The following is a 25,207-nucleotide window of genomic DNA, read 5'->3' as shown; positions in this document are numbered from 1 at the left end:
TCGCTGTTTCGGCCCAACCTGCACGAGCCGGTCCCACTAGACCGGCTCATTTCGTACAAACAGCTGCGTAAATGGTCGTAAACTTGTCTTTTATTCCTGAGAGATTTTTCGGCTTCTGTCGGAAAATCTAATAAATCCAGTTTGATAACCAAGACAGTCAGCCTCCAAGTTGTTTCTACTTGCATTTTTTTGTTGGACAGGTACTTTGGCTTGAGTGGAGCGCGCAGATCCGGTCGGTTCCGGCGCTCGCCTGAGTGTGGAGGTTGAATGAAATGAATGCGCCTATGGCAGCGGCAGAGCCGGCACGTGCCCGGGAAATTTGTTCCGTTCTGGCGACGGTCCCTTATGAGCCGGCGGAGCTAGACGAATTACGGCGCGCCGTTGCGCCGGCGCGTTTTATTCACTGTGCACCGGGTGATGTGGAGGGAATTAACGCCGCCCTGCAGGAGGTTGACGTTGCAATCATCGCAGGCGACTTGGACGATCGCTTCATTGCGGCTCCCAAGCTCAAGTGGGTCCACTGTGACCATTCCGGACTGACCAAGTCCGCGCGTCCCGAAGTGTTCGAAAAGGGCCTTGTCGTGACGGGTTCGGCAGGACGATCTGCAGCGGCACTGGCTCAGCACGCTTTTTATTTTGCGCTCGCACTGACCTATGATGCGAAACAACTGATCGCAAAACAGGCCGAGCATGCCTGGCGAGCGATCCCGAACTACGAAAATAAGCTCGGCCTGGCCGGCAAGACTCTTGGAATAGTCGGCTATGGGCAGACCGGCATTGAGATGGCCGCCCTGGGCAAAGCGTTTCAGATGCGCGTAATCGCCTACAATCGTAGTGTGATCGAAGATCCCAAGAACGTCGATCTTATGTTGTGTTCCGAGCGAGGGGATGCAATCGACCCTCTCATCGAGCAATCTGACGTGATAATGCTGGCCACACAGCTTACCGACGTCACCTATCACATGTTTTCCGGGCCGCAGTTCTCGCGGATGAAAAACTCGGCCTTGATCATCAATATGGCGCGAGGGCCTGTTATCGATGAGGCTGCGCTCGTCGCGGCGCTGGAGAGCGGCGAGATTGCAGGTGCTGGTCTCGACGTCTTCTCGAAGGAGCCACTTCCAAACGATTCCCCTCTGTGGGACCAGCCGAACGTCTTGCTGACCCCACACATGACGCCGGGCCTGCCGGATAAACGGCGTCGGTCCATCAACATGATCTTGGAGAATATTTCTCGATATCGCGAGGGCCGCTCATTGCTGAACGCGCTGTCGCAGAAGGACGTGTTCACGCCGAAGGCGTGAACGGTAGGACTTGAATATCGCCGCCTCGGTGGCGAACCGCAACTCCAGGGAGGAACTATGATGCGCGGTTTTATTTCGTCGATGATAACCGTGGCCAGCGTGGCCACTATGACGACGGCACTACCTGCATGGGCAGCAACGTCGGACAAAGCCATAACGGTCGTTCTCGCGGTCGAGTTGGATTCGCTCGATCCATGCGACACGCAGCCGGCGCAAAATGCGAACGTCGTTCGTGGTAACGTTTTCGAATCTCTTACCCACGTAAGTCCGACCAGCGGAAAGATTGAACCGTTGCTCGCAGAATCGTGGAAGCAGACCAGCGATAAAGAATGGGAGTTTAAGCTCAAGAAGGGCGTAAAATTCCACGACGGCACAGATTTCAATGCCGCAGCTGCTGCTGCAAATATCATGCGGACCCAGGGCGGACCAAACTATGCAGGGATCGCATGCCTCAACAGCGGTCAGATACCTGATCCCGTTAAAGCAGAAGCAGTAGATGACCTGACGCTTAAGGTAATGACCTCAGTCGTGGACCCGATCCTTCCACTCCGTCTCTCCTATGTGGACATCGGTGATCTCGCTAGTCAGAGCAAGCCAGCGAAAGTCCTTAACCCCGTGGGAACCGGCCCGTACAGGTTTGTCAGCCGGAAACAAGGTGACGCCGTTAAGCTGACCCGCTTCGACAGATATTGGGGGGGCGCGCCACAGATCAAGGATGTGACCTACATCGTGCGCAAGGAGGCCACCGTGCGCGCAAGTATGGTTGAGACCGGTGAGGCGCAGATCGCGTTGAGCATCCAGGCTCAGGACGCCACCGATGACGACCGAACCGTTACTTTCAAAGACAATCGCATCTTCGTCATGCGCCCCATGACGTTCAAGGAGCCGTTCAAAGATCCACGCGTCAGGCAGGCCCTGTCTTATGCGGTAGATCGCGATACGATTGTGCCCGCTATTTTGGGTGTCACTGGCGCGCCATACTATCAGATGCTCGGCCCCCAGGTGAACGCGTACATCCCCGACTACGATGAGAAATCGGCGATGAAGTACGATCCGGCAAAGGCGAAGGAATTGATTGCGGCCGCCAAGGCTGATGGTCACCCAGTAGATACGCCGTTTGATATCATCACACGTCCGGACATTCTTCCAGACGGCGGTGAACTCGTTCAGGCGATCGCACAAAACCTGAAAGAAATTGGTCTGAATGTGAACATCAGAAGCATGGAAAACACGGCGTGGCGCGAGTTCCTCCGTCAGCCGTTCCCGCCGGAGCAGCCGCCCACACTGCAGATGATTTCGCATGATAACACCTCCGGGGATGCAAGCTTCAGCTTCCCCAAGTACATCACTTGCAAAGGGATCAATTCGGCGATCTGCAATCCTGAAATCGATAAGCTGATAGCAGAGGCAGAAGTCGCCTCCGGAGAGAAACGAGCTGAACTTTATCGCAAGGCAGCGGGAATTCTTTATCAACAAGCAGGCTTTATCGGAATTGCGGAGCAGATTCGCCTGATCATGTTGGGCGAGGGGGTCGAATATAAGGCCAACCCATTATCTGGTCTCGAGATCAAGATCGCCGACGTACGCCTGAAGGACTAGCTTTAATTTGACTATGCAGGAGCCGGCCCGGCTCCTGCATGGGAGGAGTAAATCATGTATACCTATCTTGGTCGACGGCTGCTCTCAGGTTTCATCACGCTGCTTGGAGTAGTCGTCGTGGTGTTCTTCATGTCGCGACTTACTGGCTCTCCAATCGACCTCTTCTTCCCTGAGGGCGCGGAGCCGGCTCAGATCGACGCTTTCAACAAAGCTTACGGTCTGGATAAACCGCTGGCCCAACAGTTCGGGATATTCCTTCTGAACGTTGGGCAAGGCGATTTCGGAACATCGATCTGGCAGCAGAGACCTGCCATGGAGGCGGCTCTTAGCGAAATGCCAATGACGCTGCTTCTCGCCGCCATCGCAATGACCATCTCCATCTTGGTCGCCCTCATACTTGGCTCGCTCGCTGCGGTCTATCGGTTCCGCGCCGTTGACCGAACGATTACAATCCTTTCACTGATGACGAGCAGTATGCCGCACTTCTGGTTTGCGCTCGTCGGCATACTGATTTTCGCCGTGCAGCTTCGAGTGCTCCCAACATCGGGTAGCAACAGCTGGCTCTCCTGGATACTGCCGATCGCAACTGTCAGCATCGGGCCAATTGGAGTGCTTACCCAGGTGGTGCGCGGCGCGATGATCGATGTCCTGTCCTCCGGCTATGTCCGCAACGCCAGGGCTCGCGGGTTTAGCGCCAGGCGAGTCGTCTACAGACACGCACTACGCAACGCCGCACTCCCGATCATTTCAGTTGCCGGTGATATCGCCGCCGGAATGGTTAACGGTGCCGTCATCGTAAGCGTGGTCTTTGCCTTCCCAGGGATCGGTCGTCTTATTGTGGGAGCGATTTTGAACCGCGATTATCCCGTGCTGGAAGCCAGCGTGGTGGTGGTTGGCGTATCCATCATCCTTTTGAACCTGCTTATCGACATCATTTGCTCGATTGTCGATCCTCGTATCAGGCTGAATTGAGCGGAGAATGGTTTTGCAATCTACACCAATCGTGGCCAGCAGTAGAATTACGCGTTGGCGTGCCTCTCCCAAATGGCAGATGTTCACCTCGTCGCCGCTTGCTGTGGCGTCGACAGCCTGGTTGATCTTCGTGGTCGTCCTGGCGTTTGTTGTCGCACCACTGGTTGTCGATCAGGCAAATCATCAGACCATTGCGATGAGGTTCTATGCTCCTTTCCGCTTGGACAAGGGGTTCGAGTTTTTCTTGGGTGCCGACAGTCTCGGACGCCCCATTATGCTGCAGCTCATTGTCGGCGCCAGGACGTCCGTCCTCATCGCAATCTTCGCAGTAAGTATCTCTGCTGCTACTGGATACGCGGTCGGCGTCGTGTCTGGATATTTCGGGGGATGGGTTGACAACATCCTCCTACGTTTGGCCGACATCATACACACCGTACCTTCGCTGTTGATGGCGCTGGTTGTGTTGTTCATTCTACAGCCAAGCATCTTCAACCTCATCATCGTGCTTGGGATCACCCGCATTCCAGTTTACCTACGGACAAGCCGAACGCAGACGATGGAAGTGCGTGAGCGGATGTTCGTTGAAGTTTCAAAAGCAATTGGCGCATCGAACTGGCGGATTATTACACGAGATATCGCTCCCTTGGTATTTCCGACAATCCGGACACTCGCAATGCTGGAGGTGTCGGCAGTCATTCTGTCAGCCGCGAGCCTGACATTCCTGGGGATCGGCCTGCAGCGGCCGGACGTCGATTGGGGAATGATGGTTTCGGACGGCCGAGCATATCTAAAATCAGCTTGGTTTGTTGCGGTGTTTCCCGGGATCGTTATCGTTTTGACAGCGCTCTCGGCGAATATCCTGTCCAACTGGTTGAGGGCGGTTGAGGATCCGGCTCAAAGTACCCTCTTCTTCCGGGCAAAAAAGAAGAAGGGAGCGGCCGAGGAATGAGTAAGCTTCTCGAAATTTCCGGTCTTCGCATCTCGTTCGAGAGCGGGTTTGGCAAGGTAGATGCCGTTCGAGGCGTAAATCTCACCATGGATATGGGTGACGCTGTCGCTGTGGTCGGTGCAAGCGGTTCGGGAAAGACCGTTCTTGGCCGCTCGCTTCTCGGCCTGGTCGATGCACCAGGCGTTGTCCGGGGAAGCATCAAGTTTGGCGGAGAGGAAATCGTTGGCAAATCTGAGAAGGAGTTGCGCGACATCAGGGGCCTCGGAATCGGCATGGTCTTTCAGGACGCACTGGATGGCTTGAACCCCGTTTACACGATTGGCTCGCAACTGAGTGAGATCTTCACCGTCCGTTTGGGTCTCTCGAGGTCCGCGGCGAAGTCGCGCGCCGTTAGCATCATGGAGCAAGTCGGGATCCGACGCGCGTCCGAGCGGTATCATGACTATCCGCATCAGTTTTCCGGAGGCATGCGCCAACGAATCTGTATCGCAATGGCAATCGGGCTCAAACCGAAGATCTTGATTGCTGACGAACCGACGACCGCACTGGATGTGACTGTCCAAGCAGGCATTCTTCGCTTAATTAAAGATCTGCAGGCGGAGACAGGGATGGGCCTTATCTTTGTCACCCATGATCTTGCGGTTGCCAGAACGATTTCGACAAGGATTGTCGTGATGTATGCCGGCCAGATCGTGGAGGAAGGTCCCACGGAAGAGCTTTTCCGGTTTCCCAAACATCCTTATACGAAGGCTCTTCTGGCAGCTCACCCGGCACGCGTTCGATCGTGGCGGGATCTAGAGCCGATCCCGGACGCATTCGTCACTGACCCGTCTTCCGGCGAGACGACCGGCCACTCCAGCCCTTCGATCGTCATAACAAATTAGGACATTTAGCGCGATGAGCAATCTTGAATTGAACAGGTCTGCGCCGCTCCTAGAGGTCCAGCATCTGCGCAAGACATTCGGGGGCCGAGGAGGAAAGCCGGGTCCAATTGTGGCGGTTGACGATATCAGTTTTTCTCTTGAACCGGGAGAATGTCTGGCCGTGGTTGGCGAGTCCGGCTCCGGAAAATCGACGTTGGCGAGGACTCTCCTGAGGCTGGTGGACGCAGACAGCGGCCGCGTCCTGTACCATGGCAAAGACCTCTTGAAGGTCACGCATTCCGAGATGCAGCGACAGCGCAGGTTTCTGCAGATGGTGTTCCAGGATCCGTACGCGTCATTGCACCCTCGGCGCAACGTTGCGCAATTGATCTCGGAGCCGTGGGAGGTCCACGACGGGATCGTAGAGAAATCGTCGAGAAAGGACCGCATTGAGGCGTTGCTGGCGGAAGTTAACTTGCCGGAACACTTCATCAGCTACTATCCAAACCAGATGTCAGGCGGACAACGGCAACGGGTGGCGATAGCTCGCGCGCTAGCGCTCGAGCCAAAGATCTTGATTCTCGATGAACCGGTGTCTGCGCTCGATGTGTCGGTTCAAGCTCAGGTAATCAAGGTGTTGATGAGCCTCCAGGAACGCCGCGGGTTAGCGTACATCTTCATCTCCCATGACCTTCCGCTGGTCCGTCTGGTAGCTCACAAGGTCGCCGTGATGAACCGCGGTCAATTTGTAGAAACAGGCGCTACCGAGGAGATTTTCAGCAATCCGCGGCACGAATATACGAAGTCGTTGCTTGCATCGTCACCTTCCGCGGGGGAATTCGAGAACGCTCAGCGAACATGAAGGGCCGTATTGAGCAGTGTCGATTTCACTCGAACCGCTTGTAGACCATCACCCCGCCGCTGCCATCCCAGTAGATCAGCTTCAATTGGTCCGCTTTGCGCCATCGGAATACGATGACCGTTCTCCTGTCAATGGATCCTTTTGCAACTCGCTCTTGACCAGCGCCCGCTAGGCCATCAAGGTCTTTGCGGGAGCTGGTCGTGACCATGTTGATCCGAGCGCGGTTCAACCGCGCAGGCACGCGCGACAGCGGCGATCCGGGCGGCGGAAGCACCTCCTTCCAGGCGGATCGTGACACCGCCAACGATGATCTCTTGATCTCTGGACGGTTGGATTTTTTGATTGGCGGCGCCTGAGACGGGTGGATCGATGATGACCGCTGCGAACCCAACCGCACCCTCCGGTGCAGGCAGAACCGGCTTGCCCTGCCGGGCCATCGTTCGCCAAGTCGAAAGGTGGTTCGGCTTCAGGCCATGTCGCTCGGCGACTTCATTCACCCATTCACCAGCGCTCCGGGCCCAAGACTCTCCGAAACGATCTGCGCCTTGACGTCGTCCGGCCAATGCCGATGCACCTCACGCCCAGAGTTCTTGGTCGTCAGAACCTCCAATGTACTCTCCATCGACAACCTCTCATTGTTCGTCCAAAGAAAGGAGATCACAGATCAGGGGAGCTTGGACGACGTGAGGGTGGAACAGTGGTTAGGAAAGATCTCGTATTTGCCGTGATAGTCGGTCGAGACATGAGCCAATCGCTATTCCGCACTCGTGATCGTCAACGGCGAGGCTGTTAAGGCAGGACACCCGGCATTAGCGAATGAGTGCTGACGTCCGGCACCAAAGGCCACGCAAAACATATTCACTGATGCGATCGACATGGCGATGTTCCCGCTCGTACGCTGGCACGCCGATTACCAGGCCGGTGCGACCATTCGAACGGCGTTATTGTGGCGCGCGTTACCTCAAGCATATGGGTATATGCATGGCGTCTTTCTCGCTCGAATGTCTCCCTATGCTGCTCGAAGTCCGTCTCTGCCGAACAGGTGGACGGTCTCGGCGACGGGCGCAATGGAGATAGTCTCCCCTGGAGACAGCCTGACCCGCTCGCGGAAAAGTGCCGTGACCTCCTGCGATCCGATATTTCCGACCACCTGAGTCTCAGAGCCCATCGGCTCGACAACCGAAACCGTAAAAGGAATGCCGGCGGGATCAATTCTCAAATGTTCAGGTCGTATGCCGTATGTGATCGCCTCCAGACGAGCAGTCGGGGCGGGTAGCAATAGACCGTCTTTCGTCTTGAATCCACCTTCGGTCATCTCGCCGCGAATAAAGTTCATCGCTGGACTTCCCATGAACCCGGCGACAAATTCGTTTGCGGGATCGTCATAGAGCTCTAAAGGTGTGCCAATTTGCTCAATGACCCCGTCTCGGAGGACCACGATCCGGTCGGCCATGGTCATCGCTTCAACTTGATCATGGGTTACATAGACTGTCGTTGTTCTCAGGCGCTGATGCAGTTGCTTGATCTCGGCTCTCATCTGGACGCGCAATTTCGCAGCAAGATTGGACAGAGGTTCATCAAATAGAAAGACCGCCGGATTCCTGACAATCGCTCTTCCCATTGCCACACGCTGCCGTTGTCCTCCGGACAATTGCCGAGGATAACGGGTTAGCAAGGCTCCCAAGCCGAGGATTTCAGCCGCTTGCCTGATCCGAGCGTGTCAATCGGCTTCCAAGTTTCACCCCTTATTGGAGTGAACCCCTCGGGCTGGACCACGGGACACGGACAAACTGATACACTCTGCGGGCCTCAATCGGAGAAGGCTCATGAAGTCCCGAGGTCCATATCGACGGCATTCGACGCCGTTCAAGTTGCAGCTTTGCCAGGATATCCGAGACGGCGTCATCGGACGGCGTGACGCGCAACGGACATATAGCGTTTCAGCGAACCTAATACAGCTATGGCTGACGTAGTTCGATCGCGGCGAACTGAACGATGAGGAGGCCGAGGCCAGCGTCATTGCCGAGTATGAGGCGCATATCGCCGCGCTCGAACGCAAGGTCGGCCAGCTCACGATGGAGCTGGACCTGGTTAAAAAACCTCCGCGTCAGCCAATCGCCGGCGACAGCGGGAGCTCCTCGATCATCACCGGTCCTCCTCTTGCTCCATCCGACGGGGGTGCAAAATGATCGATCTGCCTAGAAGCACATACTATTACAGATCAACCGCGAGAGCCTTAAACCTCGGTGATAGCGAACTCGTTGCAATCATAGAGGACATCCAGGACGAGTTGCCCTGCTACGGATACCGACGAGTAACGCACGAGCTTCAGCGACGAGGCCACCTGGTCAACCACAAGCGTGTCGCCCGTGTCATGCGGGCTAATGGCCTTGGGATCAAGCCTCGCAAGCGCTATGTTCGCACGACCGACAGCAACCACAATTCACCGATCTATCCGAACCTCTACCGCAATGTGATCCCGGCGCGACCCGATATGGTTTGGGTGGCCGACTTCACGTACATCCGCATCAATGTCGGCTTCTGCTACCTTGCCGTCATTCTCGATGCCTGTAGCCGTAAAGTCGTCGGCTATGGCCTGTCGAAACGCCTGGATACACCGCTGGCATTGGCAGCGTTGCGTTCCGCGCTCGAGAACCGAAAGCCTCCCACTGGCTGCATTCACCACACGGATCGCGGATGCCAATACGCAAGTGAGACCTATCGACGAGCGCTCGATGCGGCAGGTCTACAGGGCTCAATGAGCGCCGTCGGCAACCCTTATCACAATGCGCAGGCAGAAAGTTTCATGAAGACCCTCAAAGTGGAGGATATCTACCCCGCTTGTTACGAGACCTTCGCAGACGTCGCAGAGCGATTGCCCAGGTTCATCGAAGATGTTTACAATGCCAAGCGGCTGCACTCAGCCCTTGGCTATCGATCGCCAGCAGAATTTGAAACCCAACTCGCCCAGCAGACGGCATAGTTTGAAGCGCATCGCTGGTCCAGCCCGAGGGGTTCACTCCAGATCGGGATCCAATTTTGGGTCTGACGCAATCTCGATGATATCAGGGCGCTCCGACAATACGTGCTTCGAGGAGATCCAGCTTTCCGCGTCCATATTTGAACCCAGAGTATAGCCTCCGGCTCCCTAACGCCGCGAAGCGTGCTCCCGGGATCGTGAACTGCCCCCCGTTTCGACCGGACAGTCGGCATAAGCAGAAAGGCTCAAGCACAGGCTTGGGTATAGGCTTATGTCTAACGAGTATCGACACGTGAACTGCTGACGGGTGATGTCCGGCGCAGACGGTGGACAACCGAGCAAAAGCTGACAATCATTGAGCAGAGTTTCGAACCAGGCGAGACGGTATCTTCCACCGAGCCCCGCATGCAATCGAGCATCTGTCGGACAATGGTTCGGCTTACACCGCGAGGGATACGAGGCTGTTTACTCAGGCGCTAAACCTGACGCCCTGCTTCACGCCGGTGGCCAGTCCGCAGTCCAACGGCATGTCCGAGGCGTTCGTCAAAACCCTGAAGCGGGACTACATCCGCATATCAGCTCTACCGGACGCCGAAACATCGCTCCGGCTCATTGACGGATGGATCGAGGACTACAACGAAATCCATCCCCATTCCGCGCTCAAGATGGCTTCCCCACGGCAGATCATCAGGGCTAAATCAAATTAGCCGACATGTCCGGTGAAACGAGGGGCACTCCAGATCGTTTCATTAATCGTGTAGTTGGTGCTTAAGTCCGCGTGAACTGAAAATGGCAACTTATAACAAGTTTGTCGATCTTATTTTTTTCTATCTAAGCTCGTTGTGAATTAACTCTTCGAGGCCCTCGATTTGCAACGATTTGTATTTTGAATTTAGCTATTCTCGGCCCTGAACGCAGCAATTGCCGCCATGTTGACGATGTCGCTGTCCTTGGCGCCCATCGAGGTGATCTGCACCGACTTGTCGAGTCCGACGAGTAGCGGTCCGATGACTGTCGAAGCGCCAAGCTCCTGCAGCATTCGAGTCGAAATCGATGCCGAGTGGATCGCCGGCATGACGAGCACGTTGGCGGTGCCGGAAAGCCGGCAGAACGGGTACTGCTCCATGCGGTGCGGATTGAGCGCCACGTCGGCTCCCATCTCGCCATCGTATTCGAAGTCCACCCGCCGCTGGTCGAGGATCTTCACCGCCTCGCGCACCCGTTCGGAACGCTCTCCGATCGGTTGACCGAAGGTGGAATAGGCAAGCAGCGCAACGCGCGGCTCGTAACCCATGCGCTTGGCAACGCGTGCGGCCTCGACGGCGATATCGGCGATGTCCTCGGCATTCGGCATGTCGTGCACGGCGGTGTCCGCCACGAAAATCGTGCGGCCGCGGGAAATCACCAGCGAGACGCCGATCACCTTGTGACCCGGTTTGGGGTCGATGCAGCGGCGAACGTCCTGAAGCGCCGTCGCATAGTTGCGGGTCGTCCCGGTCACCATCGCATCCGCGTCGCCAATCGCCACCATGGTCGCGGCAAAGTGGTTGCGGTCGTTGTGAATGAGGCGCTGGACGTCGCGATGCAGGAAGCCTTGCCGTTGCAGCCGGGCGTAGAGATGATCCGTATAAGCCTCGACCCGATTGGAAAGGCGGGCATTGAGGATTTCGATGCCGGGGCGGTCGAGCTCTATGCCGGCCTTTTCCGCTGTCGTGCGGATCACGTCGTCGCGGCCGAGCAGGATTGCGGTTCCGAGTTCCTGATGGCAGAAGGAGATCGCCGCCCGCATGACCTGTTCTTCCTCCGCCTCCGCGAAGACCACCCGTTTCGGAAAGCGGCGCACGCGCTCGTAAATGCCTTGGGTGGTCGCGGCGATGGGGTCGCGGCGGGCGGAGAGCTCGCGGCCATAGGCGGCAAGGTCCGTGATGTTCCTGCGCGCCACGCCGCTTTCCATTGCCGCTTCCGCAACGGCGACCGGGATCGCCGAAATCAGCCGCGGATCGAACGGTACGGGAATGATGTACTGGGCGCCAAAGCGCGGCCGGTTGCCCTGGTAGGCTGCGGCGACATCGTCCGGCACGTCTTCCCGTGCAAGTTTAGCAAGGGCTCTGACAGCCGCGATCTTCATCGCATCGTTGATCTGGCTTGCCCGAACGTCGAGAGCGCCCCGGAAAATGTAAGGAAAGCCGAGGACGTTGTTGACCTGATTCGGATAGTCCGAACGGCCGGTCGCCATGATCGCATCGTCACGGATACGGGCGACTTCTTCCGGCGTGATTTCCGGATCCGGGTTCGCCATGGCGAAGATGATCGGCTTGTCGGCCATGGAGCGGATCATCTCTTCGCTGAAGGCGCCTTTCTGGGAAAGGCCGAACACGACATCCGCGCCCTTCATCGCCTCCTCGAGCGTCCGCTTGTCCGTCTTCACCGCATGCGCCGATTTCCACTGGTTCATACCCTCGGTGCGGCCCTGGAAGATGACGCCCTTGGTGTCGCAGAGGATGATGTTTTCCGGATTGAAGCCCATCGCCTTGATGAGTTCGACGCAGGCGATCGCCGCAGCCCCCGCGCCGTTGCAGACGAGCTTGGTGGTCTTGAGGTCGCGCCCGGTCAGTTCCAGCGCATTGATGAGGCCGGCAGCGGCAATGATTGCCGTCCCGTGCTGGTCGTCATGGAAGACCGGGATATCCATCAGCTCGCGCAAGCGGCTTTCGATGATGAAGCACTCCGGCGCCTTGATATCTTCGAGATTGATGCCGCCGAAGGAGGGGCCGAGGAAGCGCACGCAGTTGATGAATTCGTCGACGTTCTCGGTATCGACCTCGAGATCGATGGAATCGACATCGGCAAAGCGCTTGAAGAGGACGGATTTGCCTTCCATGACAGGCTTGGAGGCGAGTGCCCCGAGATTGCCGAGGCCGAGGATCGCCGTGCCGTTGGAGATGACGGCGACCATATTGCCGCGCGTCGTGTAATCGTAGGCGGTGGCAGGATCGGCCGCGATCGCCTTGACGGGCACGGCGACGCCAGGTGAATAGGCGAGCGAAAGATCGCGCTGCGTCGCCATCGGTTTGGTCGGATTGATCTCGAGTTTCCCGGGTCGGCCTTCGGAATGAAAGTCGAGCGCTTCCTGTTCGGTTACGCTCGTCCTCGTAGCGCGCAACGCTTGCTTGTCTGCCATTTTCAACCGCCCTTTCTCGCGCTTCGTTGCGCTCTTATGTCAGCCGCAAAAACTGTTCCCGGTTCGGTTATGGGTTTACATCTTCCGCAAATCGCAAGGACGGTGGACTTGATGTTTTCCACGAAGCGGAAAGAACCGGATATCCGCGAGACACACGATGGGAACTTTCGATAGGTTGAGGAAACCACCGCTTTTGTGGCTCATCGCAAAATGATCCGCGTGGTGCATAGCGTGGCTCTAGCGGTTTGAAAGAAAGGTATCTGGTCTCGCCATGATTAATCGCTTTGAGAAAGTAACTGCGTGTCAGAACCGCGTCGGAGAAAGCCCGGTTTGGGATGCGGATCGCTCGACACTCTTTTGGACAGATGTCCACGCTCAGCTCGTCTATGCACTTCAGACAAGTTCGGGAGAAATCAGACACTGGTCGCTCCCCGCGCGGATCGGCTCTTTTGGCCTCACTGACGACGACCGGTTGATCGTTGCCCTCACCACCGGCGTGCATCTGTTCGACCCCGCTTCCGGCGACCTCGAATTTCTGGTCGATCCTGAACCTCATCGGACGAGCGACCCGCATAAGAACCGCCTAAATGATAGCAAGATCGGACCGGATGGCGCCTATTGGGTCGGAAGCATGCATGAAGATGGCTTGTCGGCCGCTCTATATCGTGTGACTGCGAACGGCAGCGCAGAGGCCAAGATTGAAGGGCTTGGTACGGTCAACGGGTTGGCATTCTCCGCTGACGGTCGCACTTTGTATCTCTCCGACTCAAAGCAGTGCTGGATCGACCGGTACGACCTGAACCCTTCATCAGGAGCTATCTCAAATCGCCGTCGAATTGCTGCGCCGGATGAAAGGCTCGGACGTCCCGACGGGGCGGCAACGGACATGGCAGGCGATTATTGGAGTGCGGGAGTTTCTGCAGGCGTGTTGAACCGCTTTAGTGCGAGCGGCGAGCTGCTCCAGTCGATAAGAGTGCCACCGCTTCACCCCACAATGCCTTGTTTCGGGGGAGAAGATCTACGATCCTTGTATTTTACGAGCCTGCGGCGCCCTGATGCCGCATCACCCGATTGTGGCGATGTTTTCATGATGCGGGTTGACGTACCGGGCGTGCCTATAGGACGTTTTAAGACAACGCCATAAATCGCATTGGCTCCGGTGCACGTGTGAAGTCGCGAGACACTTCGCACGAGTGCATTGGAGACGAGTATCAGATATCCCATCCACATCGATACCCCTTTTTCGATCGTCCGTCCGCGTTCATTTGATAAGAAAAGACGCTGCTCGTCGGGATATCTATTGTTGCGATCCGATGGCGGTCAATCCCTTCAAGAGCCATTATCAGGGCTCTCAGAGAGTTGCCATGCGCAACGACGATAGTGTTTTCTCCCCGCAACAGGTGCGGCAGGATCGCCGTGATGTAATAGGGGACGACCCGTGCCAGAGTGTCCCGAAGGCTTTCACCTCCAGGGGGCGCGGAAACGTAGGAGCGCTGCCATGCCTTCACCCGGTCCTTACCCCACAAAGAGCGGGCTTCTTGTTTCGTAATGCCCGTGAGCTCGCCGTAATGTCGCTCGTTGAGGTTGGCCGATTGGATAGTCCGAACGTTGTTTTGGCCGATCTCGTTCAAGATTTGCCGAAGTGTCTCTTGTGCGCGCGTCAGACACGATGTGAAGGCGATGTCGAAGCGCGTATTCCCGATTACTCGGGCGGCACACTCGGCTTCGATGAACCCTCGACGGGATAGTCCAGGATCATTCCAGCCGGTGAAAATACCGGCGGCATTCCCTTCACTTTGCCCGTGGCGCACGAGTACCATTAGACTTTCATAGTGGTTGTTCATCGGATGATAGTTGCGCGAAAGTCGTTCACGTTCGTTCCTGTCGGGCCTGTGGTAAAAAGATCACCTATCGCTGCGAATCCGGAGAAGCTGTCGTTACTATCGAGCAATTTACGACCGTCTAATCCCGCGATCTTCAGTCGCTTTGCGGTGGTGCCGTCGACAAAGGCACCAGCGTTCTCTTCGGATCCGTCGATTCCATCGGTGTCTGCTGCGAGCGCAGTGATGGAAAAACCGTCAATCGCCATAGCGAATGCCAGCGCAAATTCCCCGTTGCGACCGCCGCGACCTGCCATGCCGCGAAGCCTAACCGTGGTCTCGCCACCCGAAAGAAGCACTGCCGGCTTATAAAACGGTCGCCCGTGCCTGGCGACCTCCCGCGCGATAGCTGCCAAGACGGAGGCTACGTCGCGAGCTTCACCTTCAATGGAATCAGACAATATCTGGGGTCTTAGCCCGAACCCTTCTGCTGTTCTCGCGGCTGCCTCCAATGACACCCCAGCAGATGCAACAACGAAATGCTCGTGATTCGAAAAATGTGAGTCGCGTGGATCTGGCGCGTCTGCTGCTGGCGACTGAAGAAACTTCGCCATTTTGGACGGCAAAGGCATGGAGTACTGTTGGACTACGCGCAACGCATCATGGCGGGTTGACGGATCCGGGATAGTGGGGCCGGACGCCACGAGAGCGGGGTTGTCGCCTGGAATGTCCGATACAACGAGGCTCACGACTCGGGCTTTTGTCGCAGCTGCCAAGCGACCTCCCTTGATCGCAGAGAGGTGTTTGCGGACCACGTTCATTTCGGAAATGGGCGCGCCAGACGCAAGCAGAATTTCGTTTAGACGAATTTCATGAGCGAGAGCGATTCCAGGCGGAGGGGCTGGCAGCAGAGCTGATCCGCCTCCACAGATTAGCGCGATAACCAGATCCTGGGTTGAGAGCCCAGAAACCAAATCAAACATTCGTTTCGTGGCAGCTAGTCCTGCCAAATTGGGCACAGGATGGGATGCCTCCAGGACTTCAACGGCTCGCGTCGTGCATCCGTATCCATAGCGAGTAACGACTGCACCTGAAATCTCGCCTTCCCAAAGCTCTTCAAGTGCCTGAGCCATCTGCGCTACGCCTTTTCCGGCGCCAACGACAACCGTGCGCCCGCCTTGCGGGGGGCGGGGGAGGTGCTTGCGGATCGCCGTTTTAGCATCGGCAGCATTTACCGCCGCGGCGAACAGCTTCCTTAGAAGTTCCCGATCATCCATCAGCCGTCCTTCCCTCTTGCGCTCGTTGGGGTGTTTCCCAACTCCACAGGGAACAATAGGCGCTGGAGCCTGTCGGTCTTACTCCTAGTACGACAATTTCCGTATGGTGGAAATCTGCGAGAGTTCCGGTGATCACGGCATCGCATCCGGCTATGAGCTAAGAGTACTTAAACAGCCTGGTTTCAACATGAATAGCATCAAATTTCTCCCTCCTCGCGATTCTGTCCTGAGTAGACGTGAGGAGATCATTTCGCAGTTAAAAGCGATGCTACCCCGGGGGAGCCTAGTGCATGAACCGCGGGAGTTAGTGCCATTTGAGACAGATGCATTCGTTTCTTACAAACAGATGCCGCTTGCGGTCGTGCTTCCCGAGAACACCGCTCAGGTCGCCGCGATCATGAGTTTCTGCTACCGGAATTCCATCCCAGTCGTGCCGCGGGGTGCGGGAACATCTCTGTGCGGCGGCGCAATACCCCAGCCGGATGCGATTGTCGTCGGCCTCTCCAAAATGAACGTCGTGCTCGATGTGGATTACGAAAACCGTGCGGCTGTGGTCCAGGCTGGCGTAACGAATCTCCGAATATCGGAGCACGTAGGTGCTGACGGCTTCTTCTACGCGCCTGATCCCAGTTCACAACTGGCGTGCACGATCGGGGGGAACATTGGTATGAATTCGGGCGGTGCTCACTGCCTGAAATATGGCGTCACAACTAACAATCTCCTCGGCGTGAAAATGGTGCTGATCGACGGCACAATAATTGAACTTGGCGGCAAGCACCTCGATGCAGCGGGGTACGATCTGCTTGGTCTAGTATGCGGCTCGGAGGGTCAGCTCGGCATCATTACCGAGGCCACAGTCCGACTGATCGCCACGCCCGAAGGATGTAGACCTGTGCTCTTTGGATTTGAGACCTCTGAAGAGGCGGGAGCATGCGTTTCGGAAATCATTGCGTCCGGTATCATCCCCGTTGCGATTGAGTTCATGGACAAGCAAGCGATTGAGATATGCGAAGCTTTCGCTGGAGCTGGATATCCTTTGGACGTTGGTGCTCTACTCATAGTGGAGATTGAGGGCTCCGATCCGGAAATGGATGACATGCTTTCCCGTATCGTTGACATCGCCGGAAGAAACTCGGTCAAGACGGTTCGAGCGAGCCAGACTGCTACCGAAGCCGCCCTGATATGGAAGGGTCGAAAGTCGGCATTTGGAGCGACAGGGCGGATCGCTGATTATATTTGTATGGACGGTACCGTTCCTCTCAGCAAGCTGCCCTACGTGCTCTCGAAAATTGCGGAGATAATTGATCGGTTCGGTCTTCGCGTTGCGAACGTCTTCCACGCAGGCGACGGAAATATGCATCCGCTAATCCTCTTCAACGCCAACGATCCAGAGGATGCTGCTAAAGCCGAGGAAGCAGGCAATGAAATTCTGAAGCTGTGCGTAGATGTGGGCGGATGTCTGACAGGAGAGCATGGCGTAGGAATCGAGAAACGAGACCTCATGAGGCATCAATATTCCGATGACGAATTGAACCAGCAAATGGCGGTGCGCTCCGCGTTTGATGCTGAGTGGTTGCTCAACCCCTCGAAGGTCTTTCCGCTCGAGGGACGAGCAATATGATCAGCTACCCAGAAAACGATGCGCAAGTGATAGAGGTAGTCCGCGGTGCGCGAGCCGAGCATCGAGCTCTGGGGATATTCGGAGCCGGCACCCGAACTGCCCGCGATCCGGACGACGACAGTGCATCGGTAAGTTCATGCCAAATCCGCGGGATTGTCGACTATGAACCGGCCGAAATGGTGATGACCGTTAAGTCGGGGACGCCCGTCGCCGAAGTTGAGGCGGCTCTGGCCGCCAATCGCCAGATGATGGCCTTTGAACCCATGGATCATCGCGGCATTATGGCAACCTCCGGTGAGCCGACGATCGGCGGCGTGTTTGCAGCGAATGTCTCCGGCCCGCGGCGGTTCACGGCAGGTGCGGCGCGCGATAGCTTGCTCGGCATCCGCTTCGTCAATGGCCAGGGGCAGGTGATCCGTGCCGGTGGGCGGGTGATGAAGAACGTGACCGGCCTGGATCTGGTGAAGCTTCTTGCCGGTTCGCAGGGAACACTGGGCTTTATCACCGAGGTGACTTTCCGCGTCCTGCCGGTGCCGCCGGCAATCGAAACGATCGTCATTTCCGGTCTCGATGACCTTGCCGCAACCAAGGCCATGGCGGCTGCGATGGCGCTGTCAGTGGAGGTTTCAGGCGCAGCGCATCTGCCGGCGAGTGTCATCGGGCGCTTCCTCAATGGCGACCTGCCGAAAGGCGAGGCAACCGTAATGCGTCTGGAGGGATTGGCTGCATCCGTCTCGGTACGGGCCGCCAAGCTGGCGGAGACCATGGAAGCCTTCGGTCCGGTGTCCCGGCTCGGAGCCTATGAAAGCTGCGTGCTTTGGCGTGAAATCCGCGATGTTCATCCCTTCGCGGATGGATCGAAAAGGCCGCTCTGGCGGGTGTCCGTCGCGCCTTCGGTCGGGCACCAGTTGGTCGCGGCGCTGCGGCTCGAAGCTTGTATCGACGCTTTTTTTGATTGGCAGGGCGGTCTTGTCTGGATGCGTATGGAGGCGGATCCAAAGGCCGAGCTCTTGCGCCGTCACATCCGCGCCATTGGTGGTGGGCATGCGACACTGGTTCGGGCCACCGACGAGGTGAGGGCGCTAACTCCGGCTTTCGAACCGCTGCCGGATGGGGTGGCTGCCCTATCGGCTCGCGTAAAACAGAAACTCGACCCGGCCGGCATCTTCAGCCCCGGCAAGATGGGGTGACAGACATGCAGACCTCCTTCACCGCAGAACAGCTTGCCGATCCGCATGTGGCCGAGTCCGAAAAGATTCTTCGCCGCTGCGTGCATTGTGGGTTCTGTACCGCGACGTGCCCCACCTATGTCACGCTCGGTAATGAACTCGACAGTCCGCGTGGCCGCATCTACCTCATCAAGGACATGCTGGAAAACGGACGCGCGGCGGATGAGGAGGTCGTCACGCATATCGACCGCTGCCTCTCCTGCCTGTCCTGCGTGAGCACCTGTCCTTCTGGCGTCGACTATATGCATCTCGTCGATCATGCCCGCAGCCATATCGAGAATACCTACAAGCGGCCACTCATCGACCGCTTGATCCGCAACGTATTGGCGGCGGTGCTGCCTTATCCGGCTCTTTTTCGCATCGCCCTCGGCTTTGCGCGGGTAGGTCGCCCGTTCACGCCGATCCTGAAACGCGTATCCACCCTGAAGCCGCTCGCCGCCATGCTCGATATGGCGCCGAAGTCTCCGGCGAGGGCATCGGCTGCCAGCTCGCCCGGAACCCGGTCGGCAGAGGCGGAAAAACGGGGGCGGGTGGCCATCTTAACAGGCTGCGCGCAGTCGGTTCTCGATCCGGGCATCAACGAGGCGACGCTACGTCTTCTGGCGCGCCTAGGCGTCGAGGTTGTCGTGCCGCAGGGGGAGGGATGCTGCGGTGCGCTGGTGCACCATATGGGGCGCGAGCAACAGGCGCTAGATTTCGCCCGCCGCAATGTCGATGTGTGGATCCGCGAGATGGAGCACGGTGGCTTGGACGCCATCATCATCACCGCATCGGGCTGCGGCACCACCATCAAGGACTACGGCCACATGCTGCGGCTCGATCCCGCTTATGCCTACAAAGGGAAGAAAGTATCGAGCATCGCCAAAGACATTACGGAATACCTATCGACGCTGGATCTCCCAAAACAGGAGACGAAAAAACTGACCGTCGCCTACCATTCGGCTTGCTCGATGCAACATGGTCAGAAGATCACCATGGCGCCGAAAAACCTGTTGAAATCCGCCGGTTTCGCCATTCGGGATCCTGCCGAAGGCCACCTGTGCTGTGGGTCCGCGGGCACCTACAACATCCTGCAGCCGGATATTTCAACACAGTTAAAGGCGCGGAAGATAAAAAATATCGAGGCAACCAAACCCGACGTCATTGCGACGGGCAATATCGGATGCATCACGCAGATTGCCTCCGGCACATCAATTCCGATTTTACACACGATCGAGTTGTTGGATTGGGCTCATGGTGGTCCAAAGCCAGATAAAATTCCCTAAGAGCTGATTTCAGCTGATCGGCCGACGTCAGCCAAATAGCTGGGAGGTCTTCCTCCTATTGCATTCGTAATCTTGAAGGCCGTATCGATTACCCGCGGCGCTAACTCTCGAACTCTTTCCGAGGACATTCGGTCGAGTTGGCCGGAGACCGAAATAGAGCAAACCGCCTCGGCTTTGTCGTTGAACACAGGGCTTGCGACGCAACGGACATTTTTGTTGATCTCAGCATTATCGATGGCGTAGCCCTCCATCCGCGCACGATCGAGTTCCCGACGCAAATGATCCGCGCGAACGATCGAGCGCGATGTACGCCTAATCAGCCGGTGCAGGCCAACAACCTCATCGATATCGTCGAGGGGATATGTGGAAAGTATCGCTTTTCCCATAGCAGAGGACGTCATCGGCACGCGTCCTCCGATCGGACTGATTGTTCGCGCGATTTGCCGACTCGGGATCTGAGAGACAAGTGTTATCTGCCCATCGTCTGCCATACCCAGATTGGTAGTTTCCTTGGCATGATCTCTTAGGTGATGGAGATAGGGTTGCGCCACCGAGACTATGGTGGCCCGACGCAGTGAGGCGGCCCCAATGGTTAACATCGCGAGTCCAATATTCCAGCGGCCGTTCGTGGTATCAAATTGGACGTGGCGCCGCTTCTCGAGCGTCGTAAGTAGGCGATGCGTGGTTGACGGCGACAATCCAGCTTCACGTCCAAGCTGGGATAGGCGGCAACCTTCGTGGTGAAGACTTAGGATCTCCAAGAGAAGCATTGCGCGCTCTACCGATTGCACTGAACCTGTACGTTCACTCTCAGTTCGCACGGTGACCTCCGTTAGCTTCAACCAAGTATGTGCGAGACCTTGAAAGAAGGTCTCGCAAATTGAAGATTCTCAGCTGCGTTGGTCTGCGCTCTTGAGCTCAAGATAAAGCGCGGAATGATCGCGCCCGCCATTTCCCTTCTCGATCGCTGCGGTCATCAAGTCTCTTGTAGCCAATGTGTTAGGAACTTTGACATTCAGAGATTCAGCAGCACTCGTCGCAAGCGTCAGGTCTTTGTGATGGAGCTTGATCGCAAACCCGGGCTCAAAGGTCTTGTCGATCATGCGTTTGCCGTGGACTTCCAAAATTCGGGACTGGGCAAACCCCCCCATTAGAGCCTCGCGTACCTTCGCGAGGTCGGCTCCGGCCTGCTCTGCAAGGACGAATGCTTCGCCTATTGCTTCAATTGTCAGGCCGACGATCATTTGGTTGGCAACCTTGGCTATTTGGCCGGCCCCGTTCTCTCCAACAAGCGTGATGTTCTTGCCCATCACCTCGAACAGGCCTCGAGCTTTGTCGAAATCAATCTGGCTCCCACCGACCATGATAGAGAGCGTACCGGCCTTTGCTCCGATCTCGCCCCCGGACACTGGAGCATCCAGATAAGATCCTCCTTTTGCGGCAATCCGCTTAGCGAATTCACGAGTTGCGACAGGATCGATCGAACTCATGTCTATGACCAGCGTGCCGGGGCCGATCGCGTTGACCACCCCGTCGGCGGCGAACAACACGTGCTCGACATCCGGCGTGTTGGGCAACATGAGAATGACGAACTCAACGTCCGTCGCCGCTTCAGCAGGAGAATCCGTTGGCTTTCCTCCGAGGTCTAACAAGCTTTGGTGGGTATCCTTGACCCGATGAAGTTTAAGGATATGGCCTGCTTGAAGCAGCCGCTCGGCCATTGGCTTCCCCATGGTCCCCAGCCCGATAAATCCGATATTTGACATCATAACCTCTTCTTGTCCTGCAGTATGCAACTTCGTACAAATTAATTGCACAAATAACAAATATATGTCAATTCGCGGTTATCTGTCGCGGATCGACGAGCTCGTGCAGCCGAGGCGGGAGAGAGAATCTTTTCGAAAGGTGGTTACTTTGATCATTCACCAGAACCTGATCGCCGGCGAATGGGTCGGCTCCGACGCTTCGAAGAACATCAATCCCTCCGACACGAATGATGTGGTGGGCATGTATGCCCATGGCAGCGCCGAAGACGCCAGACACGCGATCGCCGCGGCAAAGGCAGCCTTCCCCGCTTGGTCCCGCTCCGGTATTCTCGAGCGCCACGCGATCCTGAGAAAGACCTCCGACGAAATCCTTGCCCGCAAGGAAGAGCTCGGCGCGCTTCTCGCCCGCGAGGAAGGCAAGATCCTTCCCGAAGCGATCGGCGAAGTCACCCGTGCCGCCCAGATTTTTGATTTCTTCGCCGGCGAGGCGCTGCGGCTGACCGGTGGAATGGTGCCGTCCGCCCGCCCGAACATCGGCGTCGAGATCACCCGCGAACCGCTCGGCGTCATCGGCGTCATCACGCCCTGGAATTTCCCGATCGCCATTCCGGCCTGGAAGATCGCGCCGGCGCTCTGCTACGGCAACACCGTCGTCTTCAAGCCGGCCGACCTCGTGCCGGGCTGCGCCTGGGCGATCGTCGACATCCTTCACCGCGCCGGCCTGCCGAAGGGCGTGCTCAACCTCGTCATGGGCCGCGGTTCGGTCGTCGGCCAGGCCATGCTCGAAAGCCCGGATCTCGCCGGCATCACCTTTACCGGCTCCACCGGCACCGGCAAGCGCGTGGCGCTCGCCTCGATCGAGCATAACCGCAAGTTCCAGCTCGAAATGGGCGGCAAGAACCCGATGGTCGTCCTCGACGACGCCGACCTTTCCGTCGCCGTCGAAGCGGCCGCCAATTCCGGCTTCTTCTCGACCGGCCAGCGTTGCACCGCCTCCTCGCGCCTGATCGTGACGGAAGGCATCCACGACAAATTCGTCGCGGCGCTCACCGAGAAGCTGAAGACCCTCAATGTCGACAACGCCTTGAAGGCCGGCAGCCATATCGGCCCGGTCGTCGACGACGAGCAGCTGAAGCAGGACACGGACTATATCGACATCGGCAAGTCGGAAGGCGCCAAGCTCGCCTTCGGCGGCGAAGTTATCAAGCGCGATACCCCCGGTTTCTATCTGCAGCCGACGCTGTTTACCGAAGCGACCAACCAGATGCGGATTTCCCGCGAGGAAATCTTCGGACCGGTCGCATCGGTTATTCGAGTCAGAAGTTACGAGGAAGCCTTGGCGGTCGCGAACGACACGCCATTCGGCCTCTCCGCCGGTATCGCCACGACGAGCCTCAAGCATGCGACGCACTTCAAGCGCCATGCCGAGGCCGGCATGGTGATGGTCAACCTCCCGACAGCCGGCGTCGATTTCCATGTGCCTTTCGGCGGTCGCAAGGCTTCCTCCTTCGGCCCACGCGAGCAGGGCGAGTACGCTGCCGAATTCTTCACCGTGGTGAAAACAGCCTACACAATGGCATGAAAATTCCACCCCGCCAGTCGGGCAGGTTGAAATACAACTATTGACAGCTTTGTGCAAATTCGTATCTTTTGTGTTCGCAACGAAGAGCTATTAAGGGCCACCATCAAAATCATCGCCAGCCTAGCTGGCGATGACTTGTCCTGGTTCCTCAGGGCCGATCCATTTCAATGACGCGCAAGAAGTACGTCGGGTTTCCTCCCGCGGCGATGCGCTAGCGAGGAGCAAAAAATTGACCAACCTGAAAGTCGAGACGCGCGAGAAGTTGAAACTTGTTTCGACGGCCACCCTCATGACCGCCCTCTACAAGCGGGGCTTGAGGAACCAGTGGATTCAAGACGTCCATCGGATCAATAAGCATTCAGGAACGATGGTGGGTGAAGCGTTTACGCTTCGCTATATGCCAGCACGGGAAGATCTTAACCAGCTTGAGGTCTTTCGGGACCGCGAGCATCCTCAGAGGAAGGCGATAGAGATTTGCCCGTCAGGCGCTGTCCTTGTAATTGACAGCCGCAAAGACCCCCGCGCGGCATCCGCAGGATCGATCCTGATATCCAGACTGATGGTACGCGGCGCGGCTGGAATTGTAACGGATGGAGGCTTTCGCGACACCCCGGAAATTGAGAAGCTGGGGATACCGGCATACCATAATCGGCCTTCGGCTCCTACTAACCTCACACTTCATCAAGCGATTGATATCAACGTCCCAATCGGATGCGGCGACACGCCCGTCTTCCCGGGCGACGTTATTGTCGGTGACGATGAAGGTGTAGCCGTCATTCCAGCGCACCTTGCTGATGACATCGCCGAGGAAGCCGTTGAGATGACTGCGTACGAGGATTTCGTAACCGAGGAAGTCATCAACGGGCGATCAATTCTCGGACTGTATCCAGCCACAGATGAACAGAGTTTGGTTGACTACAAAGCGTGGCGTCAAAGGGCGGGACGCTGAGATAGGAACTTTGACTCAGGCCGGATATCAGGCGGCGCGCAAACCGGGCGGGGCGCAAGAACGGTTATCGGTTCGGCCGGCCTTTCGAGGCAAACGTTTGGTTTGTTTAAGGACAGTTGAAAGGAACAGCATGCTGAGGATTAATCGGGTAAGCCTCGATGATGCCCGAGTCTTGATCTCAGGGGCTAGAGCTAAGGCGGAACAGATTGGCGTGCCGATGTGTATTGCCGTCACAGACGAGTCGGGACAATTGGTGGCGTTTGAGAGGATGGATGGCGGCAAGGTCACCAGTTCGTTCATCGCCCAAGATAAAGCATTCACAGCGGCAGGCGCCAAGAGAAGCACCGAAAGCTATGGTGTCGCGAGCCAGCCTGGCAGTCCCGCCTACGGCATAAATTCCTCCATCGGCGGCCGTCTTATGGTGGTAGCAGGCGGCCTTCCGGTAGTCATTGATGGCGAAGTTGTTGGCGGCATTGGGTTGAGTTCCGGGACACCAGCGCAAGACGCGGAGTGTGCTCAGGCGGGCGTCGATCTCTTCCTAAGACTTTCGAAATCCTTGATTGGAAAACCGGAGGTTTGACCTCAGCAAAGCTAATCTCCCACCTCGTAGCACTTGCCTTCGTTGCTGTCCGGATGACCAAAGGCCGGTGTGTTGATTGAAGTATTCCCAACCGTTTGGAAACCTTGATGCGCATACAAAAGAGTGATTTGTCGTTCGATGTAAGCTTCCACGATTTCCTGGTGAAGGAAGCACTCCCGGGCACCGGCGTCGATGCCAAGCGGTTTTTCTCCGAATTTTCGAAGATCGTTCATGATCTCGCATCCAAGAACCGCGCTTTGCTTGCCACCCGTGACGCTTTTCAACAGAAGCTGGACGACTGGTACCGCAAGAACGACGCGCCAACGGATCTAGCGGCCTATGAGGCTTTCCTCCGCGAGATCGGTTATCTCTTGCCCGAAGGGCCGGATTTCAGCGTCTCGACCGACAAGG

The 25,207-nt window shown here is 57.0% G+C and carries 21 protein-coding genes and 3 pseudogenes; 17 read left to right on the top strand and 7 right to left on the bottom strand.

The features are described 5' to 3' along the window. The first annotated feature begins 272 nt into the window (after positions 1-272). The 7 genes from EDE05_RS25180 (at position 273) to EDE05_RS27360 (ending at position 6,902) form a co-directional block, all read left to right on the top strand. Positions 273-1,301 (top strand): D-2-hydroxyacid dehydrogenase, encoded by a 1,029-nt coding sequence (locus tag EDE05_RS25180; protein ID WP_245519963.1) that lies wholly within the window; start codon positions 273-275, stop codon positions 1,299-1,301. Between the two features lie 57 nt (positions 1,302-1,358). Continuing rightward, the gene (locus tag EDE05_RS25175; RefSeq protein WP_134103186.1) at positions 1,359-2,900 is read left to right on the top strand and encodes an ABC transporter substrate-binding protein; all 1,542 of its coding nucleotides are present in this window, start codon (positions 1,359-1,361) and stop codon (positions 2,898-2,900) included. A gap of 54 nt (positions 2,901-2,954) precedes the next feature. Then, the gene (locus EDE05_RS25170; RefSeq protein ID WP_134103183.1) at positions 2,955-3,872 is read left to right on the top strand and encodes an ABC transporter permease; all 918 of its coding nucleotides are present in this window, start codon (positions 2,955-2,957) and stop codon (positions 3,870-3,872) included. A gap of 7 nt (positions 3,873-3,879) precedes the next feature. Continuing rightward, entirely contained in the window at positions 3,880-4,821 is a 942-nt protein-coding gene (locus EDE05_RS25165; protein ID WP_134103180.1) for an ABC transporter permease, read from the top strand. Beyond that, entirely contained in the window at positions 4,818-5,705 is an 888-nt protein-coding gene (locus tag EDE05_RS25160) for an ABC transporter ATP-binding protein (RefSeq protein WP_134103177.1), read from the top strand. Before EDE05_RS25165 ends, EDE05_RS25160 begins: the two co-directional genes overlap by 4 nt. A gap of 13 nt (positions 5,706-5,718) precedes the next feature. Then, on the top strand, positions 5,719-6,546 hold the full coding sequence (locus EDE05_RS25155) for an ATP-binding cassette domain-containing protein (protein WP_134103174.1): 828 nt from the start codon (positions 5,719-5,721) through the stop codon (positions 6,544-6,546). A gap of 200 nt (positions 6,547-6,746) precedes the next feature. Next, positions 6,747-6,902: a hypothetical protein gene (locus tag EDE05_RS27360; protein ID WP_245519962.1), complete on the top strand. Its 156-nt coding sequence runs from the start codon at positions 6,747-6,749 to the stop codon at positions 6,900-6,902. A 137-nt stretch (positions 6,903-7,039) separates the two neighbouring features. Here EDE05_RS27360 and EDE05_RS27460 read toward each other — a convergent pair whose 3' ends face one another. Then, on the bottom strand, positions 7,040-7,168 hold the full coding sequence (locus EDE05_RS27460; protein ID WP_281033754.1) for a hypothetical protein: 129 nt from the start codon (positions 7,166-7,168) through the stop codon (positions 7,040-7,042). A gap of 387 nt (positions 7,169-7,555) precedes the next feature. Continuing rightward, a pseudogene (locus EDE05_RS25140) lies at positions 7,556-8,248 on the bottom strand (TOBE domain-containing protein); the annotation flags it as partial. Positions 8,249-8,713: 465 nt separating this feature from the next. Here EDE05_RS25140 and EDE05_RS25130 point away from each other — a divergent pair. Then, positions 8,714-9,529: an IS3 family transposase gene (locus EDE05_RS25130; protein ID WP_134103168.1), complete on the top strand. Its 816-nt coding sequence runs from the start codon at positions 8,714-8,716 to the stop codon at positions 9,527-9,529. A 371-nt stretch (positions 9,530-9,900) separates the two neighbouring features. Beyond that, a pseudogene (locus tag EDE05_RS25120) lies at positions 9,901-10,233 on the top strand (integrase core domain-containing protein); the annotation flags it as partial. Positions 10,234-10,418: 185 nt separating this feature from the next. On the opposite strand, the gene EDE05_RS25115 reads toward EDE05_RS25120, so the two are convergent. Beyond that, a complete protein-coding gene (locus tag EDE05_RS25115; protein ID WP_134103166.1) occupies positions 10,419-12,707 on the bottom strand; it encodes an NADP-dependent malic enzyme in 2,289 nt (762 codons plus the stop codon). Between the two features lie 271 nt (positions 12,708-12,978). On the opposite strand from EDE05_RS25115, the gene EDE05_RS25110 reads away from it, so the two are divergent. Then, positions 12,979-13,851: an SMP-30/gluconolactonase/LRE family protein gene (locus EDE05_RS25110; RefSeq protein ID WP_134103163.1), complete on the top strand. Its 873-nt coding sequence runs from the start codon at positions 12,979-12,981 to the stop codon at positions 13,849-13,851. A 67-nt stretch (positions 13,852-13,918) separates the two neighbouring features. Here EDE05_RS25110 and EDE05_RS25105 read toward each other — a convergent pair whose 3' ends face one another. Together EDE05_RS25105 and EDE05_RS25100 are read right to left on the bottom strand one after the other, a co-directional pair. Further along, positions 13,919-14,527, bottom strand: a complete 609-nt coding sequence (locus EDE05_RS25105; RefSeq protein WP_166675504.1) for a 2,3-bisphosphoglycerate-dependent phosphoglycerate mutase — start codon at positions 14,525-14,527, stop codon at positions 13,919-13,921. A gap of 20 nt (positions 14,528-14,547) precedes the next feature. Beyond that, positions 14,548-15,804: a glycerate kinase gene (locus EDE05_RS25100; protein WP_134103157.1), complete on the bottom strand. Its 1,257-nt coding sequence runs from the start codon at positions 15,802-15,804 to the stop codon at positions 14,548-14,550. Between the two features lie 187 nt (positions 15,805-15,991). Here EDE05_RS25100 and EDE05_RS25095 point away from each other — a divergent pair, with 187 nt between their 5' ends. Genes EDE05_RS25095 through glcF form a run of 3 tightly spaced genes read left to right on the top strand, consistent with a single transcriptional unit; the run spans position 15,992 to position 19,919 of the window. After that, entirely contained in the window at positions 15,992-17,425 is a 1,434-nt protein-coding gene (locus EDE05_RS25095; protein ID WP_134103207.1) for an FAD-linked oxidase C-terminal domain-containing protein, read from the top strand. After that, positions 17,422-18,615, top strand: coding sequence for an FAD-binding protein (locus EDE05_RS25090; protein WP_134103154.1), 1,194 nt, complete (start codon positions 17,422-17,424; stop codon positions 18,613-18,615). The genes EDE05_RS25095 and EDE05_RS25090 overlap by 4 nt, the downstream gene beginning before the upstream one ends. A 5-nt stretch (positions 18,616-18,620) precedes the next feature. Beyond that, a complete protein-coding gene (gene glcF / locus EDE05_RS25085; protein WP_134103151.1) occupies positions 18,621-19,919 on the top strand; it encodes a glycolate oxidase subunit GlcF in 1,299 nt (432 codons plus the stop codon). Here glcF and EDE05_RS25080 read toward each other — a convergent pair. Both EDE05_RS25080 and EDE05_RS25075 read right to left on the bottom strand, forming a co-directional pair. Further along, positions 19,916-20,710 (bottom strand): IclR family transcriptional regulator, encoded by a 795-nt coding sequence (locus tag EDE05_RS25080; RefSeq protein WP_281033755.1) that lies wholly within the window; start codon positions 20,708-20,710, stop codon positions 19,916-19,918. The genes glcF and EDE05_RS25080 overlap by 4 nt on opposite strands. A 99-nt stretch (positions 20,711-20,809) precedes the next feature. After that, positions 20,810-21,685 (bottom strand): 2-hydroxy-3-oxopropionate reductase, encoded by an 876-nt coding sequence (locus EDE05_RS25075; RefSeq protein ID WP_134103145.1) that lies wholly within the window; start codon positions 21,683-21,685, stop codon positions 20,810-20,812. Positions 21,686-21,833: 148 nt separating this feature from the next. On the opposite strand from EDE05_RS25075, the gene EDE05_RS25070 reads away from it, so the two are divergent. The 4 genes and pseudogenes from EDE05_RS25070 to EDE05_RS25055 form a co-directional block, all read left to right on the top strand. Beyond that, the gene (locus EDE05_RS25070; protein WP_134103142.1) at positions 21,834-23,267 is read left to right on the top strand and encodes an aldehyde dehydrogenase family protein; all 1,434 of its coding nucleotides are present in this window, start codon (positions 21,834-21,836) and stop codon (positions 23,265-23,267) included. Between the two features lie 229 nt (positions 23,268-23,496). Further along, positions 23,497-24,216 (top strand): ribonuclease activity regulator RraA, encoded by a 720-nt coding sequence (locus EDE05_RS25065; protein WP_281033753.1) that lies wholly within the window; start codon positions 23,497-23,499, stop codon positions 24,214-24,216. Between the two features lie 130 nt (positions 24,217-24,346). Next, positions 24,347-24,796 (top strand): heme-binding protein, encoded by a 450-nt coding sequence (locus tag EDE05_RS25060; protein WP_134103136.1) that lies wholly within the window; start codon positions 24,347-24,349, stop codon positions 24,794-24,796. A 104-nt stretch (positions 24,797-24,900) separates the two neighbouring features. Beyond that, positions 24,901-25,207 (top strand): annotated as a pseudogene (locus EDE05_RS25055) (malate synthase G); the annotation flags it as partial.

The sequence above is a fragment of the Neorhizobium sp. R1-B genome (assembly GCF_004368875.1).
Taxonomy (GTDB): domain Bacteria; phylum Pseudomonadota; class Alphaproteobacteria; order Rhizobiales; family Rhizobiaceae; genus Neorhizobium; species Neorhizobium huautlense.
This window is presented reverse-complemented; position numbering and strand designations above follow the sequence as displayed.

Coding starts and splice junctions, on each gene's coding strand:
- EDE05_RS25180 (WP_245519963.1), top strand. CDS start 273: ATGAATGCGCCTATGGCAGCGGCAGAGCCGGCACGTGCCCGGGAAATT.
- EDE05_RS25175 (WP_134103186.1), top strand. CDS start 1,359: ATGATGCGCGGTTTTATTTCGTCGATGATAACCGTGGCCAGCGTGGCC.
- EDE05_RS25170 (WP_134103183.1), top strand. CDS start 2,955: ATGTATACCTATCTTGGTCGACGGCTGCTCTCAGGTTTCATCACGCTG.
- EDE05_RS25165 (WP_134103180.1), top strand. CDS start 3,880: ATGGTTTTGCAATCTACACCAATCGTGGCCAGCAGTAGAATTACGCGT.
- EDE05_RS25160 (WP_134103177.1), top strand. CDS start 4,818: ATGAGTAAGCTTCTCGAAATTTCCGGTCTTCGCATCTCGTTCGAGAGC.
- EDE05_RS25155 (WP_134103174.1), top strand. CDS start 5,719: ATGAGCAATCTTGAATTGAACAGGTCTGCGCCGCTCCTAGAGGTCCAG.
- EDE05_RS27460 (WP_281033754.1), bottom strand. CDS start 7,168: ATGGAGAGTACATTGGAGGTTCTGACGACCAAGAACTCTGGGCGTGAG.
- EDE05_RS25115 (WP_134103166.1), bottom strand. CDS start 12,707: ATGGCAGACAAGCAAGCGTTGCGCGCTACGAGGACGAGCGTAACCGAA.
- EDE05_RS25110 (WP_134103163.1), top strand. CDS start 12,979: ATGATTAATCGCTTTGAGAAAGTAACTGCGTGTCAGAACCGCGTCGGA.
- EDE05_RS25105 (WP_166675504.1), bottom strand. CDS start 14,527: ATGGTACTCGTGCGCCACGGGCAAAGTGAAGGGAATGCCGCCGGTATT.
- EDE05_RS25100 (WP_134103157.1), bottom strand. CDS start 15,804: ATGGATGATCGGGAACTTCTAAGGAAGCTGTTCGCCGCGGCGGTAAAT.
- EDE05_RS25095 (WP_134103207.1), top strand. CDS start 15,992: ATGAATAGCATCAAATTTCTCCCTCCTCGCGATTCTGTCCTGAGTAGA.
- EDE05_RS25090 (WP_134103154.1), top strand. CDS start 17,422: ATGATCAGCTACCCAGAAAACGATGCGCAAGTGATAGAGGTAGTCCGC.
- glcF (WP_134103151.1), top strand. CDS start 18,621: ATGCAGACCTCCTTCACCGCAGAACAGCTTGCCGATCCGCATGTGGCC.
- EDE05_RS25075 (WP_134103145.1), bottom strand. CDS start 21,685: ATGTCAAATATCGGATTTATCGGGCTGGGGACCATGGGGAAGCCAATG.
- EDE05_RS25060 (WP_134103136.1), top strand. CDS start 24,347: ATGCTGAGGATTAATCGGGTAAGCCTCGATGATGCCCGAGTCTTGATC.